The 18,839-nt window shown below is 66.2% G+C and carries 15 protein-coding genes and 2 pseudogenes; 5 read left to right on the top strand and 12 right to left on the bottom strand.

Going from position 1 to position 18,839, the window contains the following annotated elements; genetic code table 11:
- Positions 1-5: 5 nt before the first annotated feature.
- The 5 genes and pseudogenes from ACKAE7_RS10080 to ACKAE7_RS10060 form a co-directional block, all read right to left on the bottom strand.
- Entirely contained in the window at positions 6-635 is a 630-nt protein-coding gene (locus tag ACKAE7_RS10080; RefSeq protein ID WP_408979075.1) for a Poxvirus protein I5, read from the bottom strand.
- A gap of 19 nt (positions 636-654) precedes the next feature.
- A complete protein-coding gene (locus ACKAE7_RS10075) occupies positions 655-1,572 on the bottom strand; it encodes a carbohydrate ABC transporter permease (RefSeq protein WP_408979074.1) in 918 nt (305 codons plus the stop codon).
- Positions 1,569-2,522 (bottom strand): ABC transporter permease subunit, encoded by a 954-nt coding sequence (locus ACKAE7_RS10070; protein ID WP_190614671.1) that lies wholly within the window; start codon positions 2,520-2,522, stop codon positions 1,569-1,571. Before ACKAE7_RS10070 ends, ACKAE7_RS10075 begins: the two co-directional genes overlap by 4 nt.
- A 47-nt stretch (positions 2,523-2,569) precedes the next feature.
- A pseudogene (locus ACKAE7_RS10065) lies at positions 2,570-3,238 on the bottom strand (carbohydrate ABC transporter substrate-binding protein); the annotation flags it as partial.
- Positions 3,228-3,704, bottom strand: a pseudogene (locus ACKAE7_RS10060) (carbohydrate ABC transporter permease); the annotation flags it as partial. The pseudogenes ACKAE7_RS10065 and ACKAE7_RS10060, both read right to left, overlap by 11 nt.
- A gap of 369 nt (positions 3,705-4,073) precedes the next feature.
- Here ACKAE7_RS10060 and ACKAE7_RS10055 point away from each other — a divergent pair.
- The 4 genes from ACKAE7_RS10055 to ACKAE7_RS10040 all read left to right on the top strand — a co-directional run bounded on the left by ACKAE7_RS10055 (position 4,074) and on the right by ACKAE7_RS10040 (position 9,738).
- A complete protein-coding gene (locus ACKAE7_RS10055) occupies positions 4,074-5,342 on the top strand; it encodes an ABC transporter substrate-binding protein (RefSeq protein ID WP_188812551.1) in 1,269 nt (422 codons plus the stop codon).
- Positions 5,343-5,429: 87 nt separating this feature from the next.
- Positions 5,430-6,563, top strand: a complete 1,134-nt coding sequence (locus tag ACKAE7_RS10050) for an acetylxylan esterase (RefSeq protein WP_408979083.1) — start codon at positions 5,430-5,432, stop codon at positions 6,561-6,563.
- Entirely contained in the window at positions 6,563-8,623 is a 2,061-nt protein-coding gene (locus ACKAE7_RS10045; protein WP_408979073.1) for a DUF6807 family protein, read from the top strand. Before ACKAE7_RS10050 ends, ACKAE7_RS10045 begins: the two co-directional genes overlap by 1 nt.
- Positions 8,620-9,738, top strand: coding sequence for a M24 family metallopeptidase (locus ACKAE7_RS10040; protein ID WP_408979072.1), 1,119 nt, complete (start codon positions 8,620-8,622; stop codon positions 9,736-9,738). The genes ACKAE7_RS10045 and ACKAE7_RS10040 overlap by 4 nt, the downstream gene beginning before the upstream one ends.
- Positions 9,739-9,945: 207 nt before the next feature.
- On the opposite strand, the gene ACKAE7_RS10035 is transcribed toward ACKAE7_RS10040, so the two are convergent.
- From ACKAE7_RS10035 to ACKAE7_RS10010, 6 genes are all read right to left on the bottom strand, one after another.
- Positions 9,946-10,272, bottom strand: coding sequence for a helix-turn-helix domain-containing protein (locus tag ACKAE7_RS10035; RefSeq protein WP_408979071.1), 327 nt, complete (start codon positions 10,270-10,272; stop codon positions 9,946-9,948).
- Between the two features lie 366 nt (positions 10,273-10,638).
- A complete protein-coding gene (locus tag ACKAE7_RS10030) occupies positions 10,639-12,090 on the bottom strand; it encodes an aldehyde dehydrogenase (NADP(+)) (RefSeq protein ID WP_408979070.1) in 1,452 nt (483 codons plus the stop codon).
- A gap of 67 nt (positions 12,091-12,157) precedes the next feature.
- On the bottom strand, positions 12,158-13,261 hold the full coding sequence (locus ACKAE7_RS10025) for a mandelate racemase/muconate lactonizing enzyme family protein (protein WP_408979069.1): 1,104 nt from the start codon (positions 13,259-13,261) through the stop codon (positions 12,158-12,160).
- Positions 13,261-14,166: a 5-dehydro-4-deoxyglucarate dehydratase gene (locus ACKAE7_RS10020; protein ID WP_408979068.1), complete on the bottom strand. Its 906-nt coding sequence runs from the start codon at positions 14,164-14,166 to the stop codon at positions 13,261-13,263. The genes ACKAE7_RS10025 and ACKAE7_RS10020 overlap by 1 nt, the downstream gene beginning before the upstream one ends.
- Positions 14,163-15,128, bottom strand: a complete 966-nt coding sequence (locus tag ACKAE7_RS10015) for an NAD-dependent epimerase/dehydratase family protein (RefSeq protein WP_408979067.1) — start codon at positions 15,126-15,128, stop codon at positions 14,163-14,165. The genes ACKAE7_RS10020 and ACKAE7_RS10015 overlap by 4 nt, the downstream gene beginning before the upstream one ends.
- 32 nt (positions 15,129-15,160) lie before the next feature.
- Positions 15,161-16,618, bottom strand: a complete 1,458-nt coding sequence (locus tag ACKAE7_RS10010) for a Gfo/Idh/MocA family oxidoreductase (protein ID WP_408979066.1) — start codon at positions 16,616-16,618, stop codon at positions 15,161-15,163.
- Positions 16,619-16,994: 376 nt separating this feature from the next.
- Here ACKAE7_RS10010 and ACKAE7_RS10005 point away from each other — a divergent pair, with 376 nt between their 5' ends.
- Entirely contained in the window at positions 16,995-18,029 is a 1,035-nt protein-coding gene (locus tag ACKAE7_RS10005; protein WP_190614301.1) for a LacI family DNA-binding transcriptional regulator, read from the top strand.
- Between the two features lie 13 nt (positions 18,030-18,042).
- On the opposite strand, the gene ACKAE7_RS10000 is transcribed toward ACKAE7_RS10005, so the two are convergent.
- On the bottom strand, positions 18,043-18,741 hold the full coding sequence (locus ACKAE7_RS10000; RefSeq protein WP_408979065.1) for a FadR/GntR family transcriptional regulator: 699 nt from the start codon (positions 18,739-18,741) through the stop codon (positions 18,043-18,045).
- Positions 18,742-18,839 lie beyond the last annotated feature (98 nt).

Raw genomic sequence — 18,839 nt, 5'->3', positions numbered from 1 at the left:
GTGCTTCAGGCGCGGGTGGAACGCAGTTTGACGGCCGCAGCCGCCAGGATCAGGGTGCCGGGAACCACCACGAAGAGGGCGGCCAGCATCCAGACGAACACTACGGTTCCGAAGAGCGCGGCAGCGAGCAGGAGGGACCCGCTCCAGTCCTTGAGGGACAGCGCCTGGCCGGCCTCGAGCGCTGAGCGCCAGGCGGTGCGGGCATCCGTGTGGGCGCCGGCGGCATCAGACCACGCTGCGGTGGTGCGCAGGAGCAGGATTGCCCCGGCGGCCGCGAGGAGCAGGGTGGCGGGCAGGACCACTTCCCGGCCCGGGAGCTGCCCCACCCAAGCGAGCAAAAGGTTAAGGATAATCACGACGGCGGCTGCCGCCGTCGTGATTCCAAGCTTCCAGCTGCCTGGCAGGGCAGCCTGGAAGGTGCCCCAGAGGCCGCGGACGGAATCGTCCCTGCCCGAGAGGTGGCGCTCCAGATGGGCGATCCCAGCCGCATAGGCGGCGGGGATCGTCACCAGCGGAAGGGACAGCACCAGCACCAGCACCCCTGCCAGCAGGGTCTCGGAGAACAGCGCGAAGCGGTTGACCGGGACGGGTTCGTGGTGGTTGGGGGCGGGTGTGGTGCTGTCCATGACGCTCATTCTCTGTCTCGTTTTTCCGTCAGCCCTTGAGGCCCTGGGTGGAGACGCCTTCAACAATGTACCGCTGGAACACCAGGAAGAAGATCAGCACCGGCAGCAGGGCCAGGACGGACATGGCGATCATGGCGCCGTAGTCCGAGGACTGGGTCTGGTCCACGAAGAGTCGCAGGGCCAGCGGCAGCGGGTACTTGTCCGGGGTGTTCAGGTAGAGCAGCGGGCCCAGGAAGTCGTTCCAGCTCCAGATGAAGGAGAAGATCGACGTCGAAATCAGGGCCGGCTTCATCAGCGGGAGCATGATGGAGGTGAAGATCCGGACGTGGCCGGCGCCGTCGATGCGTGCTGCTTCGTCCAGTTCGGCAGGGAGGTTGCGCATGAACTGGACCATGAGGAACACGAAAAACGCGTCGGCGGCGAGGAACTTGCCGATCAGCAGCGGCACGTAGGTGTCCACCAGGCCAAGCTGCTGGAACACGATGTACTGCGGGATGATCACCACGTGGAAGGGCAGGAGCAGCGTGGCGATCATCATGCCGAAGAAGATGCTGCGGCCGGGGAACTTGATCCTGGCGAACGCGTACGCTGACACGGACGCGGAGAGGATGGTTCCCACCACAGCGCCGATGGCCAGGATGAGCGAGTTGGTGAAGAACTGCAGGGTGGACACCCCGCCGATGCCGTCCATGGCCGTGACGAAGTTGTCGAAGCTGAAGTTGTTGGACCACAGCGAGGTGTTGGAGCCACCGATTTCAGAGTTGGGCTTGAACGCGGAGGCGATCATCCACAGCCCCGGGTACAGGACTATGGCCGTGAGGGCGAGGGCCACCAGGTGGAAGACGGTGCTTTTGATGCGCTTGGTCCCGGCCGATTCGGACTTGGGGTTGTAGTGCGCCAGTTCTGCGTCCGGGAGGGACTGGGTGGGGGTTGCCGTGCTTGTCATTTTGCATCACCGCTGTAGTGGACCCAGGACTTGGAGGTCTTGAAGAAGATCAGCGTGATGATGCCGACGACGATCACCAGGAGCCAGGCCATGGCCGAGGCGTAGCCCATCCGGAAGTCGCTGAAACCACGCAGGTAGAGGTAGAGGGTGTAGAAGAGGGTGGATCCGGCGGGGCCGCCTTCACCGTTGGAGATGATGTACGCAGAGGCGAAGATCTGGAACGCGTGGATGGTTTCCATCAGCAGGTTGAAGAAGATCACCGGGGAGAGCATGGGCCAAGTGATGTTGAGGAACTTCCGCACCGGGCCGGCACCGTCCATGGACGCCGCTTCGTAGAGGTCCGCCGGGATCTGCTTGAGGCCGGCGAGGAAGATCACCATCGGGGCGCCGAACTGCCACACGGTCAGCAGGATGAACATGGGCATGGTCATGGCCGGGTTGCCCACCCAGCCGCCCAGGTTGATCCCAAAGAAGGAGAGGCCCTGGTCCACCGGACCGGCATCGCCGAACATGGCTTTCCAGACGATCGCGATGGAGACTGACGCGCCGATCAGGGACGGGGCGTAGAACGCGGAGCGGTAGAAACCCTGGCCGCGGCGCTTACTGTTCAGCAGCATGGCCACCGCCAGTGCGGCCGCGAGCTTGAGCGGGGTACCGAAGACCACGTAGGAGACCGTCACGCCCACCGACTGCAGGAAGCGTTCGTCCTGGAAGAGGGTGGTGTAGTTGTCCAGGCCAATCCACTTGGGGGGCTCGAACAGGTTGTAGTTGGTGAAGGAGAGGTAGAGCGAGGAAATCATGGGCCCAACAGTGAGGGCGATGAATCCCAGCAGCCAGGGCAGCAGGAAGGTGTAGCCGGCGCGGGCATCCGCCCCCCGCTGCCGCGACTTGCGCGGCAGCGAGGGGGCGGACGACGACGAGCGCCTGCTCAGTGTTGGGCTTTGAGTCACAAGTTCATTCCGTCAGTCATGAAAGCTTTCACAGGCAAGGTGCCTGATCAGGCGTTCTGCTTGATGAGGTCTTCGGCTTCCTTGAACCATGCGTCGGCGGCGCCGTCGATGGTGAGCTTGCCGTAGTTGAGGTCCGAGGCAACACGCTTGAAGGACGCCTCGAGCGTGCCGAAACCGACGATCGGCGGCTCCGGTGCGTCCTTGAGGTACTGCTCGATGGACTTCTCGTAGTCCACCACGAGCTTGTCCGTACCTTCGAAGGTGGTCCCGTCCCGCTGGGTCTTCGAGGCCGGAACACCGCGGGAGGTCTTGAAGATCTGGCCCACCTCGGGGTCGTTGACCATGAAGTCGATGAAGCGGGCAGCAGCGTCCTTGTACTTGGTCTTGGCGCTGGCCACCATCAGCATGGAGGGCTTCAGGAACAGGCCCAGGTTGTCCGGGTCATCCGAGGGGACCGGAGCAAGCTTGAGTTCCGTGGCGCCGCTGTCCGCAAGGTAGCCTGCCATGAAGTTGTCCCAGGTGACCTCGGTGGCGGTTACGTTGGAGCCGAACGGGGACTTGGGGGCGAGCTGGGTGACGCGCTCTTCGGAAACGATGGCCGGGGTGCCGCGCAGGGCAGCAGTCTGGTTCCACCACTTCTTCATATCGTCCTTGGTGAAGCCGAGCTTGCCGTCCTCGGTGAAGGCCTCGATATTGTTCTGGCGCAGCCAGATGTTGGTTCACCAGGCCCGTGGTGCCGAAGATCTGCTTCCAGAGGATGGCGACTGCCACCGAACCGCCCAGGAGGGACGGCAGGTAAAACACCGAGCGGTAGAACGGCAGGCCGCGCAGGCCCTTGTCCAGGACCAGGGCGATCAGGAGCGCTACGGCAAGCTGGAGCGGCACACCGACGAACACGTAGGTGAAGGTCACGCCGAGCGAGTTGTGCAGGCGTGCATCATCGAGCATCCGGGTAAAGTTCTCCAGCCCTACCCATTCCGGAGGCTGGAGCAGGTTGTAGTCCGTGAAGGACAGGTACAAGGACATGATCATGGGGCCGAAGGTGATGGCGACGAGGCCCACCAGCCACGGCAGCAGGAAGATATACGCTGCCTTGTTGTCCCGGCCGTTGGCCTTCTTCTCTGCGGCGGTGAGTTTGCCCTTCCGCCGGGTGATGGAGCTGAGTTCGCTGATGGCGCTCACTGTTGCCGTCCCGTTCGTATCATCAGGCCCGCTGCTGCCGGCATTCCAGCCGGGCGCAGCGCCCTGGGTATGTGCTTAGCGGCCATGTGGTCTCCTTTGGTCATCGTGGCCTCCACGTTCTTGGTATCGCCTGGGCGATAGGTGCGCTCCCGTGGCCGAGGGGGTGGCCGCCGGAGTCTCGGCGGGTTCCCACCGTTGCGGGAGGTGCGGATTGAAAAAGCGGCTCCGTACCAAAGTAAACGGTTTCTTGACTCCTGTATAGCCCTTTGTTAGTTTTTGAGAAAACGCTTTCTGTTATACACGTCACTACGAATAGAACCACAACATATAAGGGGCAGGACAATGCGGTTACGTCTCAGGAAATCAGTCATGGGGGTTGCGGGCGCAACAGCTGCCCTCGCCATGGTACTTACGGGTTGCGGCAGCAACGCAGAGGCCGGGAAAGTCGGGACGGTCGAGGATCCCGTCACCATCCGTTTCGCCTGGTGGGGCAACGATTCCCGCGCCAAGACCACCCTGGAGGTCATCAAGGACTTCGAGGCCGCGAACCCCACCATCAAGGTGCAGGGCGAGAACACCGAGTTCAGCTCCTACTGGGACAAAATGGCCACCCAGATCGCCGGCGGCACCACCCCGGACGTCTTCGCCATGAGCGGCGCCTACCCCAGCGAATACGCCAGCCGGGGCGTGCTGCTGGACCTGGACGAGGTCAAGGACCAGATCGACACCTCCAAGTTCGCCGAAGGCACGGTGGACCTGGGCAAGATCGACGGCAAGCAGTACACGCTCACCGCAGGCGTGAACTCCATGTCCATGGTGATCGACCCCAAGGTCTTCGAGGCAGCAGGCGTGGAGCTTCCGGACGACGAAACCTGGACCTGGGACGATTACGCGCAGATCGCCGCTGACATCACCAAGAACTCCCCGGCGGGAACCTTCGGCACCACCCCCATGTCCAACGACTCCTTCCTGGCGGTATGGGCACGCCAGAGCGGCGAGGAGCTCTACACCGACGACGGCAAGAAGCTGGGCATCAGCGAGGACACTGCCGCCGAGTGGTTCGAGCTCAACAAGAAGCTCATGGACACCGGCGGCGCCCCGTCCGCTTCGCAGACCGTGGAGGACGGCTCTGCGCAGCCCGAAATGACGCTCATGGGCCAGGGTAAACAGGGCATGAAGATCTCCTGGAGCAACCAGATGAACTCCTACTCCGGCTCACCGCTGGTGATGATGAAGATGCCGGGCGAAAGCAAGACGCCCGGCGCGTGGCTGCGCTCCTCCATGGAGTACGCCATCTCCTCCAAGTCCGCGCACCCCAAGGAAGCCGCCCTCTTCATCAATTACCTGGTGAACAACGTGGACGCTGCCACCAAGATCAAGAGTGACCGCGGCATGCCGGCCAACACCGAGCTCAAGGCGGCCATCACTCCCCTCCTGAAGGAATCCCAGCAGAAGGAAGCGGAGTACCTGGACCGCATTGCGGAGATGGACATCGAGCCGCCGCTGCCGTTCCCCGCAGGTTCCTCGGCCACCATGGAGGTCCTGAACAGGTTCAATACGGATGTCCTGTTCGGCAAGATCTCACCACGGGACGCGGCCAAGGGCTTCATCCAGGAAGTCAACTCGAACCTGGGCTGACCGCCGGCTGGTTCAGCCATCACAACAACATCCCGAACAGGAGGCAGGCCAGTGACTGAAAGCACCGTGCCCGTCAGGCCCAGCGCCATGGCCGGCTACGAGGACTGGCCTGCCTACGTCCAGCACCACCCCCGCCACCAGGCAGCCACGCCGGCTGCGCAGGAGCTCGCGGACGCCCTGGGCGTCCCGGGAGCGCAGCAGCAGCCTGACGTGGCGGTCCAGTGGGAGGAGACGCACGACGGCGTCACCACCTCCCAGCTCAGCTGGCAGTTGGGCTTCGGCCCCCGGACTACCGGCTGGCTGGTCCGTCCGGCCGGCAGTTCCGGGCCCCTGCCCGGTGTCCTTGCGCTGCACTGCCACGGCGGCAACAAATTCGGCGGGGCGGACCGGCTGGTGGAACTCCCGGAGCAGCATCCGTCGGCGGAGGCCGCCCAGGCCGGCCACTACGACGGCCGCGCCCTTGCCACGGACGTGGCACGGAGGGGCTTCGCAGTCCTGGCCCATGACGCCTTCGCCTGGGGCAGCCGCCGCTTCGACCTTTCCGTCCCGCCTTGGCGGACGGCGTCGGCACTGGAGGCGAGGCAGGCACAGTGGCGGGAGGACGGCGTCGTGCCTTCCGATGCCGACGTCTACAACGCCGCCGCAGGTTTCCACGAAGAGACCGTGGCCAAGACGGCCGGCCTACTGGGCACCAGCCTGGCAGGCATGGTGGCCCACGACGACCTGGCCGCCCTGGGGGTCCTCGCGGGGCTGCCGGATGTGGACCAGGACCGGCTGGGCTGCATCGGATTCTCCGGCGGCGGCGGCCGTTCCCTGGCCCTCGCGGCGCTGAGTCCCCGCATCAAAACCTACGTCGTGACCTGCATGATGACCACGTTCCAGTCACTGCTGCCCTCCTACCTGGACGCCCACTCGTGGCTGCTGCAGACCCCCGGCCTCTGGAAGCTGGATGACTGGCCGGAGCTCACAGCCAGGTCCGGAGCGGACAGGCTGCTGGTGCAGTATGCCCTGGCGGACCAGCTCTTCCCCGAAGCCGGGATGCGTGACGCCCACCGGGTCCTTGAGTCACTCCACAGCCCCGGGACCTACACCGGAAGCTTCTGGCCGGGCGGCCACGTGTTTACCGCCGGCATGCAACAGGAAGCGCTCGGCTTCCTGTCCGCCTCGCTCGGCGCCGATGAACCCCAAACCCTTCCCCTCAGCTACCAAGGACCCTCCTGATGATTGATCAATCCGCCACCGCGGAACGCGAAAGCCACTCCGGGGGAAGCGCCGTCCCGGCAGCCGTTCCGCGCATCGCCCTGGTGGGCGTGCACGGCTTCGGTGAACGGCACCTTGCCAACCTCGCCAGGCTCGAAGCAGCCGGCACCCTGGAACTGGTCGCCGTCGCGGATCCCAATCCCCCGGCTCCGGGACGCCTGGCAGAATCCGTAGCCGTCTTCGGCGACCTTGCCCAGCTGCTGGCAGGGGACCCGGGCGTCGACGTCGTCATCCTCGCCACGCCCATCCAAACGCACGCTCCGCTGGCCCTTGCGGCGCTGGCCGCGGGCAAGGATGTGTATGTGGAGAAACCGCCGGTGGCCTCGCTCGGGCAGTTCCGGGAGGTACTCGCTGCTGCCGAGGCCACCGGACGGCTGCTCCAGGTGGGATTCCAAAGCCTGGGCTCGCAGGCGCTGCCAGCTATCCGGACCCTTGTGGAAGCCGGCGGCATCGGCGACGTGCTGGGCCTAAGCGCCACTGGGCAGTGGGTGCGGAACAGGGCCTACTTCAAGCGCTCACGCTGGGCCGGAAAGCGCAGCCTGGACGGCATCGACGTAGTGGACGGCGTGGCAACCAACGCCCTTGCCCATGCGGTAGCCACGGGCCTCCACCTGGCCGGCGCCCACACAATGGCCGACGTCGAATCAGTGGAGACGGACCTGTACCGGGCGCATGACACCGAAAGTGACGACACCTCCATCATCCGCGTCCGCACCACAGGCGGCTCCACGCTGCTGTGCGGACTGACGCTGTGCGCGCCGGAACAGCAGCGGCCTTCCGTGACGGTGCACGGCACCCGCGGTGAGATCACGCTCTTCTACACTGAGGACGAGGTGGTCATCAGCACCCCTGACGGCGAGCGCCGCGAGACATTCGGCCGGACCGACCTGCTGGAGAACCTGCTGGATGCCCGCTCCAGCGGGGCACCGCTGCTGTGCGCCCTGCCGGATACCGGCGCCTTCACCACGGTGCTGGAAGCCATCCGGACAGCGCCCGCGCCACAATCCATCAACCCGGGCCACATCACCTGGGAGGGCGAAGGCGACGACGCCCATCCGGTGGTCCAGGACATCGCGGCCGTGATCGCAAGGGCAGCCAAAGCCCAGGCCACCTTCGCGGAACTCGGTGTGCCGTGGGCCCGGAAACTGCCGCCGGTCCGCACCCTCACCCTGGACGGCAAGGCTGTTGCGGAGTACCAGGACGGCAGCCGGATCCGGGCAGTGTCCTCGCCGCGGCCGTACCTGCACCCCGTCCGGACCCTCGCGGGCACCGTGGTGACGGACCACCAGCCGCTGGACCATGTGTGGCACCTCGGGGCGGGCGTGGCCCTCCAGGACGTGGACGGCACCAACTTCTGGGGCGGCCGCACCTACACGCGCGAAGCCGGCCAGTACGTCTGGCGCCCGGACCACGGCAGCATCACGCCCGCGGACACCCAGGTTGAAGACACGGCTGCGCAGGCCGGCGGCACCGCAGGCCGGCTGCAGGAGACCCTGAGCTGGAACGGGCCGGACGGCGTGCCGGTCCTTCACGAGGACCGCACCTGGGAATGGTCCGGCGTTGGCTCCTCCGCCTGGCGCCTGTCCCTGGATTTTGCCCTCTCCCCCGCCGGTGACCGGCCGGTCAGCCTGGGCAGCCCCGGTTCCAACGGCCGGTTTGAAGGCGGCTACGGCGGGTTCTTCTGGCGCCTGCCCGCCTGTGCGGACGCCACCGTATGGACGCCATCCGGTGCCGGCGAACCAGGGGTGCACGGTTCAGTCACGCCGTGGCTGGCCTGGGCGGGCACGTTCGACGGCGGCAGCGCCACCCTCGTGTTCGTGGCCTCGGAGGGGTCCACGGACCCCTGGTTCGTCCGGGTGGACGGCTACCCGGGAGTGGGCCAGTCCCTAGCCTGGGATACCCCGGTCATCGCCGAACCGGGAACCCCCGTTCAACGCAGCATCACCGTTTTTGTGGCCGACGGCATCCTGGGCACAACCGACATCGAAGCACTCATCAACCAGCAAGGGAACCGTTCATGACCCAGACAACAGCCGACGCTTCCTTGCTTTCGGGCAGGGCGGCCCCCGCCTCCGCGGAGGACCGTGCCATCAAGCGCCAGCGGGTGCTGGAGATCCTTGACGCAAAGGGCCAGGATTCCCTGCTGCTGACCACCAACACCGCCCTGACGTGGTACCTGGACGGCAGCCGGGTGCACATCAGCCTGGCCGGTGATCCCATCGCAGCTGTCCTGGTGGACCGCGGGGGCGACCACCTGGTCACGTTCAACAACGAGGCCGGACGTATCGCCGCCGAGGAGCTGCCGTCCGGCGTCACCCTGCACTCTGTGCCTTGGTACGACAACCTGCACGAGGCCGCCGCCGCCGTCGGCCGTCCCGGGACGAACACCGTGCCGGTGGCCGAAGCGGACGTCGCCGCCGAGCTGCGCGCGGCCCGCCAACAGCTGCTCCCCAGCGAGAGCACGCGGTACGCCAGCCTCAGCGCCGAGGTTGCAGCCCTGATGACGGACGTGCTGTCCACGGCCCGGCCGGAAACCACCGAGTTTGAGCTGGTCTCCGCCCTCGCTGCGCGGGTGGTCGCAGCCGGTGCGGAGCCGCTGGTCCTGCTATGCAACGGGAGCAGCCGGAGCGAATTCCGGCACCCGCTGGCCACCCACTCGCGCCTGGGACGCCGCGCCATGGCCGTGGTGTGCGCCCGCAGGGACGGCATGGTGGCCAACATCACCCGCTGGGTAAGGTTCGACGCCGGCACAGCAGAAGAGCGCGACGCCGAGGCACGCATTGCCGCGGTGGAGGCGGACATCTTCGACGCCACCGTCCCGGGCGCCCGGTTGGATCGCATTTTTGCCGAGATCAAGGCTGCGTACGCCCGCCATGGCTTCGGCGCAGACCAGTGGGAGCAGCACCACCAGGGCGGGCCGGCCGGCTACGCGGGCCGGGATCCCCGCGTCACTGCCGCCGCCACCGACACCGTGGTCCTGGGCCAGGCCTTCACCTGGAATCCGTCCGGGCCCGGCGTCAAGATCGAGGACACCGTCCAGCTCACCGCGTCCGGCCTGCAGGTCCTCACCGTCGACCCCCGCTGGCCTTCCACCACAGTGAACGGCCTCCAGCGCCCGGCCACCCTCCAGCTCTAGGCCAAACGCTCTCTCAGATCCTGCAGCAAAACCAGAAACGCTCTCTCAGATCCTGCAGCAAAACCATAAACGCTCTCTCAGTTGGCGCCGTACTTCCGGCACCAACTGGGAGAGCGTTTCGGGTAAAGCAACATCAAGAACTGGTCCCCGATAGTTGGACTGGCTTAATGGGATTCTAGGGCGCGAGGGAAACGACGGCCTGGACCTTCAGCGTCGTCCCTGATCCCTCAAGGCTCGCAGTTTTCCCAAGTACGCCACCTCCGCGCGGAGCCGCTCATTCTCCCGGCGTAACCGTTCCAGTTCAGTTAACTCCGCCGGTGGAGGTGGAGCCGAGGACTTCGCAGGCCTGCCTTTGGCCTTGGGACGTAATGCTTCAGCTCCGTCACGGCGATACGCCTGGACCCACTTTTGCAGCAACTGACGCGAGGACAAGCCGGCCTCTACAGCCAGGTCCGGGCCGGTCTCGCCCGCGAGGAACCGTTCAACTAACGCCAGCTTGAACTCAAACGAGTACGACTTCGCCGGTTCGCTCACCAGCACTCCTTGACCATGAATCCTCCACCGCCCATACAGTGCCCTGACCGGCACCCAAGGCGTCTCAAGCAAACGAGCCACAGCCCGGTACCCAACGCCCTTCTCAAACCACGCTACCGCCGCCTCGCGCTGGACCGCAGACAAAGAACAAATAGCACGCATAAAACTGCTCCCCGGAAGTCGAAACTGAATTTCTCAGTCCAACTTCCGGGGAGCAGTTCACAAGTGAGAGGGCGTTTCGGCTAAAGCAACATCAACTGAGAGAGCGTTTGGGTTAAAGCGACATCAACTGAGAGGGCGTTTCGGCTAAAGCAACATCAACTGAGAGAGCGTTTGGGTTAAAGCGACATCAACTGAGAGGGCGTGTCAGGGGAGGCGGAGTTCCCCGTCCACCCGGCGCGGGATGCCCAAGGGGTTGCTTTCATGCAGGGCCGGGTGCAGGACCGTCTCTGGCGCATCCTGGTAAGCAACCGGACGCTGGAAGCGGCGGACCGCCGTCGCGCCTACCGAGGTGAACAGGGACGTGGTGGCCGGGTACGGGCCGCCGTGCTGCTGGGCCCAGTTGACGGCCACACCGGTGGGCCAGCCGTCGAAGAGGACGCGGCCGGCCAGCTCGGAAAGCTGGTCCACAAGGACGGACACGTCCTCGCCAGGCTGTGCGTGCACGGTGGCGGTGAGGCTGCCCGGCACCTTGGCCAGGACCGCGGACAGCTCCTCCTGGCCCGAGTACTCGATCAGCATGGTGGTGGGGCCGAAGCATTCTTCCAGCAGTTCCTCGGGGCGCTCCAGAACCTTTGCGGCGGAAGTGGAAAAGACCACGGGGGCGGCGCCGTCGGACACTGCGTCCTGGTCCACGGTGCCGCTGACCACATCCACGCCGTCCACCGACGCGAAGCTGCGCAGGCCGTCCGGGTAGGCCTCTGCAATCCGGCTGGTGAGCATGCCCAGGGCAGGCTTGTCCTTGCTGGCAGCCGCCACTTTCGCGGCAAAGTCCGTTCCAGCGGGGATGAAGACGAGTCCGGGCTTGGTGCAGAACTGTCCGGCGCCCAGGGTGAAGGATCCCGCCAGGCCTTCCGCGAGCTGCCCGGCACGCTCTGCCAGGGCGGCCCCGGTCACCACCACCGGGTTCAGGCTGCCCAGTTCGCCGTAGAACGGGATGGGGTCCGGACGGGACGTCGCAAGGTCAAAGAGGGCGCGGCCGCCGGGGATGGACCCGGTGAAGCCCACCGCCTTGATGGCCGGATCCTGGACCAGCGCGGTTCCCACCTCGCGGCCGCTCACCAGGGCGAACAGGCCTTCCGGAGCACCGGCTGCGCGGAGTGCTTCGGTGACGATTTCCGCCGTCCGCTCAGAAAGGCGGAGGTGGCCCGAGTGGGCTTTGACAATGACGGAGCAGCCCACGGCCAGCGCCGAGGCAGTGTCGCCGCCGGCCACGGAGAAAGCGAACGGGAAGTTGGAGGCGGAGAAGACCGCAACCGGTCCGATGGGCCGCAGGATGCGCCGGAGGTCCGGCTTGGGCGGCGTGGAGGCGGGGTCCGCGTGGTCGATCACGGCTTCCAGGTAGGAGCCCTCGGTGATGACGCGCGCGAACAGGCGCAGCTGGCCGGTTGTCCGGGCCACTTCGCCAGTGAGGCGGGCTGCGCCAAGGCTGGTCTCGGAATCGGCAATCTCCACCAGTTCGGCGGCGTTCGCGTCCAGGGCGTCCGCCACGGCCGTGAGCCAGGCCGCGCGGTCAGCATCCGATGAAGCTGCAGAAATTTTGGCGGCCTGGGTGGCGGCAGCCGTGAGCTCGGACAGGGAAAGGGTCGCAGTTGTCACTTGGGGTACCTGTTCTGTGGGTCTGGATTCATCGTGTCAGGAGTCATCAGGTCTGGGTGGCCCTGCTCTAGCGCGCGTCGGCGAAGCGGAAGCCGAGTCCGGGCTGGTTGGTGAGGGTCACCCGGCTGTTGCTGAACCGTACCGGCGAAGGTCCTGCCAGGATCCCCAGCTGCTCAAAGGATGCCTCCTCCACGTCTTCCACCAGGGTGGGCTCCGCAAGCGTCAGCGCCAGCTGGCCGGACAGCTCCGGCAGCAGGTGCGGCATGACCTTGATGCTGTTGGTCCGGGCAAGTTCAACGATGCGCCTAAAGGGGGTGATGCCGCCCACCCGGATGATGTTCGGCTGGATGATGTCCACTGCTTCCGCCTCTATGAAATCGCGGAAGCGGTAGATGGTGTGCAGGTTTTCGCCGAGGGCGATCGGCACGGGCGAGTGCTTCCGGAGCCTGCGGTAGGCCCAGAGGTCGTCAGCCCGGATGGGTTCCTCAAGCCACTCCAGCCCGAAGCCGGCCAGCACGTCCAGGGCTTTGAGGGTGGTGGGGAGGTCCCAGCGCTGGTTGGCGTCGATCATCAGCTTCCGGTCCGGCCCCAACACGGACCGGACAGCGGCAACCCGTTCGGCGTCCTCCCGGATGTCCGGCTTGCCCACCTTGATCTTGACCGCCTGATGCCCGGCGGCAACCCAGCGCTCAGTCTGCGCCACCAGTTCTTCGAGCGAGTAGTGCAGGTTCACCCCGGAGCCGTAAACCTCCGCGGATTCCTGGCGCTGCCCCAAGAGTCCGGTCACGGAGGTCTGGGCCCGCGATGCCTGGAGGTCCCACAGGGCCAGGTCCACGCCGGCCATGGCGATGGTGGTCAGTCCCCCGCCGCCGGCCTCATGCAGCCGCTTCCACAGCGCATCCCACACCGTCTCCGGGTGGGCGGGCAGCCCGGTGACGAAAGGGGCGATGTCGTAGTCCAGCAGGGCCTTGACCGCCTGCGGACCAATGGTGGGGGTCCAGGAGAAACCGTGCCCCGCACCGCCGTCGTCCGTATGGATCTCTGTGACGATCACGTGGTTTTCAGGTGCCTCCACGCCCCAGCTGCGGCGCAGCGGAACCGTGATGAGCCGGGTGGTGAGGCCCGTGATGCGCAGCTCCGTGCGGACGGCAACAGCCGCGGGGGCGCTCATCAGCGGCCAGCCAGCTCGTAGCCCTTGGCGAGGATGGCCTTCAGCTGCACCAACTGCTCCTCGGTGGGATCCACCAGCGGCGGGCGCACGGAGCCGACGGGAAGTCCGCCCAGCCGCAGGCCTGCCTTGATCAGCGAAACACCGAAACCGGGCGTCTGGTCGCGAAGGCGTACCAGCGGTGCGTAGAAGCCTTCCAACAGGGCGTTGCGGCGGTCCTCATCGCCGGCTTCGTAGGCGTCGTAATAGGCCTTGGCGATCTCCGGGGCCATGGCGAATGCCGCGGAAGAGTACAACGGGATGCCCAGTCCGCGGTAGGCGCCCTGGGTCAGTTCGGCGGTCAGCAGGCCGTTGAAGAGGGCGAAGTCCTGGCGTCCGGTGGCACGCACCGCAGAGACGATTTCCTGGGCCAGGCCAACGTCTCCCAGCCCGTCCTTGAAGCCGACGACCTTGGGATTGCCAGCCAGCCGGGCCATCGAAGCGGCGGTGAACTTTGCGTTGCCGCGGTGGTAGACAATCACCGGCAGGCTGCTGGCATTGGCCACGGCCTCGATGTAGGCCACAAGCCCGTCGGTGGGGCCGGTGACCAAATACGGCGGGAGCACCAGGAGGGCGTCGGCGCCTGCTTCTTCCGCGGCGCGGGCGGCGGCAATCGCATGGCCCAGCGGCCCTCCGGCGCCGGCGACTACCGGGACCTGTCCGGCAACGACCTCGACGGCGGCCGTCACCACGGTGCGGACCTCCTCGATGCTGAGGGCGTGGAATTCGCCGGTGCCGCAGGCGGGGAACACGCCGCCGGGCCCGAACGGAAGCCGGGAGCTGATGTGTTCCTTCAGCAGCTCAACGTCAACAGTGCCTTCGAGCGTGAACGGGGTGACGGGGAAGAACAGTACGCCGTCGAATTTCATGGTGTCTCCTTGGCTCCACTGCCGGCGCTGACCAGCGCGGAGCTCTCGTCGTTGAGTGGGGTGTTGGACTTGAGTTCGGTGCGCCAGCTGCGCGTGGGGTGCCAGCCCAGGAGTTCCTGGGCTTTGGCGATGGAGAAGGCCGGGCTGGTTCCGGTGAGACCCGCGCTGAGGGCTTCGCTTCCGGGCAGGAATTTCGGCATCAGTTCGGCCAGCGGTGCTGTGGCAAGGGCGTCCGCGGCTCCTACAAAGAAGGTTTCCCCGTTGGGGATGGACGGCATCTTCTCCAGCAGCAGGTCCAGGAAGTCCGCCACGTCCCGGGCATCCACGTAGTTGAACAGCGCGGGCGCGGACAGAGCGGGATCGGCCAGCCGCTCAGCAAGGGTGTGGCCCTGCTGCGTCGGTGCGCCCTCCCATTCCTCCGGCGAGATCACATAGCAGGGGCGGAACGCCGCGTAACGGATCTTCTCGCCCTGTGCTGCAGCGAAGGTCTGGACGGTCTGCTCCGCGATGAGTTTGGACAGCGCGTAGGCGTTCCACGGCCGCGGCGGCGTCCGCTCATCCAGCGGGAACGACGGCGGCAGCCAGCCCGCCGGCGAACCGTATCCCAGCACGGTGGGACTGCTGGCCGTGACAATCTTCTGCACGCCCACTTCGGTGGCCGCGCTGATCACGGCGAACGCGAGCCGCGTGTTCGTGGCGAAGATGACGTCCTCGGGCGCGCTGAACGGTACGGCTATGGCGGCAAGGTGGATGACGGCGTCGGGCGTGGTGTCCCGGAGCAGGCGCAGCGCCTCGCCCGGGGCCAGGAGGTCGGCCGTTTCCTGCACGACGCCGGCGGGCAGCTGGTCCGCCGGAACGGCGTCGCGGTCCACCGAGATGACGTGATGGCCCTTTGCGGCGAGCCCCGCCACAACACTGCGGCCCAGGCGGCCGGCGCCGCCCGTGACAAAGATCCTGCTCATGGTTATTCCTTCGGTTGGTTCCCGGGCAGGATTCAGTTGCCGCGGCGGAGGTCGACGCCGAGGTCCAGGTCCTCGATGCGTACGGGCAGGGAGGACTCGAGGGAGCGGTTGCCGGCGATGCCGACGGAGACGGAGCGCAGCCCGTCCAGGTAGCCCGAGGGGCGTCCCAGCGGGTCCTCGCCCGGACCGTTGAAGAGGTCCGAAAGCAGGAGCTCGTCACCGCCGCCGTGGCCGCCTTCGCCGTTGACGATCGGCACCTCGTAGGCGGCTTCCCAGTGGCGCTGAACCACCAGGCGTTCGCCGTTGCGGCGGATGGCGTCATCCTCTTCGATGGGGGTGGCGCTGGGGTCCACCACGGTCTTCTTGTCCGTGCTGGACGTGACGGCGGCGCGTTCCACCACTTCGAGCTCGGCGCGGCCTTCGGTGCCATTGACCGCTACCCGGTAGCCCTCCCAGGGGCTGTGGGCGTTCAGCGAGTAGCTGAGGCGGGGCCCGCCCTGGTATTCCACCACGAGCGCGAGGGTGTCCTCGATAGTGATGCCGCCGGTGAAGACGTCCTGATCGCGGCGGTATCCGTCGTAGTGCTCGTTGTCCAGGAAGAGGGCTTTGAGGCGCTCGTCCTCCCGCAGGTCAAGGGTGAAGGGGTCCTTCTCCGCGCCGGCGGGGGCATCGGCGCTGGGCGTGCCGCGCTCGGGGCGGGGACCCAGGCCGCGCTCGGCGGCGTTTTTGTCGCCGTAGAACTTCAGGCCGCCGGAGGCGAAGACGCGCTCGGGAACGTCGTCGATCCACCAGTTGACCAGGTCGAAGTGGTGCGAGGCCTTGTGGATCAGCAGGCCCCCGGAGTTCTTCTTTTCCCGGTGCCAGCGGCGGAAGTAGTCGGCGCCGTGGACGGTGTCCAGGACCCAGCTGAAATCGATGGACGTGACCTTGCCGATCACGCCGCTCTGGATGATTTCCTTGAGGGCGCTGTTGCGCGGCGAATAGCGGTAGTTGAAGGTGACCACCACGTTGCGGCCGGTCTCGTGCACGGCCTGGGTGATGCGGCGGCAGCCTTCGGCGTCGATGGTGAGGGGCTTTTCGACGACGACGTCGGCGCCTGCGCGCAGTGCCTCCACGATGTAGTCCGCATGGGTGTAGTCAGGGGTGGTCACCACGACGCGGTCGATGGAGTTGGCCTGGATGAAGGCGGTGAGGTCGGCGGGATCGAACGACGCGACCGGACCCGGCGCACCCAGTTCCTGGATGAGCTTCTGGTAGAACTCCACACGGCCGGGGTTCACGTCCGAGAAGGCCACCAGCTCGGCGGTGTCCGCGTGCTTGCCGAAAATGGCACGGATGTACATCTCGGAGCGCCCGCCGGTGCCGATCAGCGCAATGCGGGCTTTGCCGCCATGGCGGGCGGGTGCACCGGCGGCGGCAGCAGCTTGGGTGCCGTCCGCTGGTTCGGACCGGGCCTCTGGGGCGGAAGTCGACTCGGCTGTGTTGACCATGAAGGGTCCCTTTCGAAGACGCAAGATCCGGCCGGATGGGCCGCTGTTCAGTGACGATGTGGTGCTTCTTTGTACCTTGCCTCAGAAAGCGTTTTCTCAGGCTGCTATATGAGTTGTATCAATCCGATCGCTCATCCGTCAAGCATTGGCAGGGTTGCAAGAAAGCGTTTTCTGCCAGATCCGGGTTCAAGTCCGGGAAAGAATGGGAAATTTGGCGGGAAAAAGTGGGAAAAGAAGAGAAATCGCTTTCCCGTCCCGTTATATGCTGTCACTCACTACATGCTTTGACGAGTACGCCGCCAGTCGGTTCGGATCCTGCCCTGCAATGGAACGGCGCCGCCACCTGCCGGCCGCGGCGCGAAGGAAGGGACCACGCATGGTCAGGAAATCGGCATCGGGCAGGATCGGTATCGCGGATGTTGCCGTGAAGGCGGGCGTCTCCCACGCGACGGTTTCGCGCGTCATGAATGGCAACTTCACGGTGGACCCCGAGATCGCTGCCCGGGTCCGGGCGGCCGCGGTCGAACTGAAGTACCAGCCCAACCCCGTAGGCCGAAGCCTGGCCCTGGGCAAGACAGACACCATCGGCATTGTGGTTCCGGACCTGGCCAACCCCACCTTCCAGGCCATCCTCCGTGGCTTGAGCCGGGCCGCCGCCCAGGACGGGTACCGCGTGCTCATCGCCGATTCCTTTGAGGTCTCCAGCGAGGAAACCATCTTGGCGGGCGAGGCACGCCGGCGGTGCGACGGACTGGTCCTCTGCGCGCCCCGCATGAGCGACGCCGAACTGGAGGAGATTGCGCCGTCCCTCCGGCCGCTGGTCCTCATCAACCGCACCACGGCCGCTGCAAACGTCCCCAGCCTGGTGGTGGACTATGGCCAGGGCGTGCAGGATATCGCCGAACACCTGGTGGACCTGGGCCATACCCGCCTCGCCTTCCTGGCAGGTCCTCCGCGCAGCGCGTCCAACAACCTCCGGCTCCAGGGCCTGGAGGCCTTCAAGGCGGCCCATCCGCAGGTGGAGGTCACCATGCTGGAGGGCGGCTCAGACTTCGATACCGGCCACGGTGCGGTGGATGCGGTGCTGGAGAGCGGCGCCACGGGGATCCTTGCCTTCAACGATTTGGTGGCGATGGGCCTGATGAGCGGGCTGCATGAACGTGGCCTGGACGTCCCCGGCGACATCTCGGTCACCGGCTTCGACGACATTCCCTTCGCAAAGTACACGACGCCGACGCTCACCACAGCGGCTGTTCCCATTACCGAGCTGGGCGAGCAGGCCTGGCACCAGCTGCGTGCCCTCATCCGCAACGAGGAAAGCGACGCTCCCGGCAGCCGCTACCAGCCTAAGCTCGAGGTACGCGCCAGCACCGGTCCGGCAAAGGCTGCCCGTACGGCAGTCCACGGCTGAGCGCCAGCCTCGTTCAGGAGCTGATGGACAGGCCCAGCCCCGCTTCCCGGTAATACCCCTCGATGTGCGCTGCCACCAGCTGTGCCGCGTGGTCGCCGGCGTCATTCCTGATGGCGGCAAGGATCTCTCGGTGCTCCGCCTTCAGCCGCGAGGCTGTGGCCTCCCAATCCGGCAGGTTGGACGTCAGCTGCGCGGCGTAGCGCTGGATGGATTCGCGCAACGACCCCATCATTGCGCTGACCACGGCGTTTCCCGCGGCATCCGCGAGGGCCAGGTGGAACCGGACGTCCAGCGCCAGGAATTCGTCAACGTCCAATCCCTCAGCGGCCATCTCGTCCAGCAGTCTGCCGGCCGCCTCCAGCTCCGGGGCCTGCGGGCTTGCCTTTGATGCCGCCCAGGACTCCAGGAGGACCCGGGTTTCAACAATGTCCGCCACCGGAAGGTGCTGCGTGGCAACGTGCAGCCGCAGTGCTGAGCCAAGTGCCGCCGTCGGATCCGAAATGACCACCGTCCCGGCATCCGGGCCCGAGCCAACCCCGGCCCGGACCACCCCCATGGCTTCGAGGATCCGGATCGCTTCCCGTACGGACGTGCGTGAAACCTTCAGCTGCTCGGCCAGCGTGCGCTCGGCAGGAAGACGGCCGCCGACCGTCAGCCGGCCCTCGGAAAGCTCGTTTTCGATCCACGACAAAACAAGCTGGTGCGTACGCATAGGGCCATGGTACTTGATGTGGTCCAACCACATGGCCTACAGTGTGGTTAGACCACAGGCGGTTCCGGATGCGGACCTGCCGGCCCAATGGAGGACGC

This window comes from Pseudarthrobacter sp. NKDBFgelt, from assembly GCF_046097905.1.
GTDB lineage: Bacteria > Actinomycetota > Actinomycetes > Actinomycetales > Micrococcaceae > Arthrobacter > Arthrobacter polychromogenes.
The sequence above is the reverse complement of the archived record's forward strand: the minus strand, read 5'-3'. Positions and strand labels throughout refer to the sequence as shown.

Excerpts from the sequence above, each read along its gene's own strand:
- ACKAE7_RS10050 (WP_408979083.1), top strand. The coding sequence starts at position 5,430 with ATGGCCGGCTACGAGGACTGGCCTGCCTACGTCCAGCACCACCCCCGC.
- ACKAE7_RS10045 (WP_408979073.1), top strand. The coding sequence starts at position 6,563 with ATGATTGATCAATCCGCCACCGCGGAACGCGAAAGCCACTCCGGGGGA.
- ACKAE7_RS10005 (WP_190614301.1), top strand. The coding sequence starts at position 16,995 with ATGGTCAGGAAATCGGCATCGGGCAGGATCGGTATCGCGGATGTTGCC.
- ACKAE7_RS10075 (WP_408979074.1), bottom strand. The coding sequence starts at position 1,572 with ATGACAAGCACGGCAACCCCCACCCAGTCCCTCCCGGACGCAGAACTG.
- ACKAE7_RS10020 (WP_408979068.1), bottom strand. The coding sequence starts at position 14,166 with ATGAAATTCGACGGCGTACTGTTCTTCCCCGTCACCCCGTTCACGCTC.
- ACKAE7_RS10010 (WP_408979066.1), bottom strand. The coding sequence starts at position 16,618 with ATGGTCAACACAGCCGAGTCGACTTCCGCCCCAGAGGCCCGGTCCGAA.
- ACKAE7_RS10055 (WP_188812551.1), top strand. The coding sequence starts at position 4,074 with ATGGGGGTTGCGGGCGCAACAGCTGCCCTCGCCATGGTACTTACGGGT.
- ACKAE7_RS10025 (WP_408979069.1), bottom strand. The coding sequence starts at position 13,261 with ATGAGCGCCCCCGCGGCTGTTGCCGTCCGCACGGAGCTGCGCATCACG.
- ACKAE7_RS10040 (WP_408979072.1), top strand. The coding sequence starts at position 8,620 with ATGACCCAGACAACAGCCGACGCTTCCTTGCTTTCGGGCAGGGCGGCC.
- ACKAE7_RS10015 (WP_408979067.1), bottom strand. The coding sequence starts at position 15,128 with ATGAGCAGGATCTTTGTCACGGGCGGCGCCGGCCGCCTGGGCCGCAGT.
- ACKAE7_RS10080 (WP_408979075.1), bottom strand. The coding sequence starts at position 635 with ATGAGCGTCATGGACAGCACCACACCCGCCCCCAACCACCACGAACCC.
- ACKAE7_RS10000 (WP_408979065.1), bottom strand. The coding sequence starts at position 18,741 with ATGCGTACGCACCAGCTTGTTTTGTCGTGGATCGAAAACGAGCTTTCC.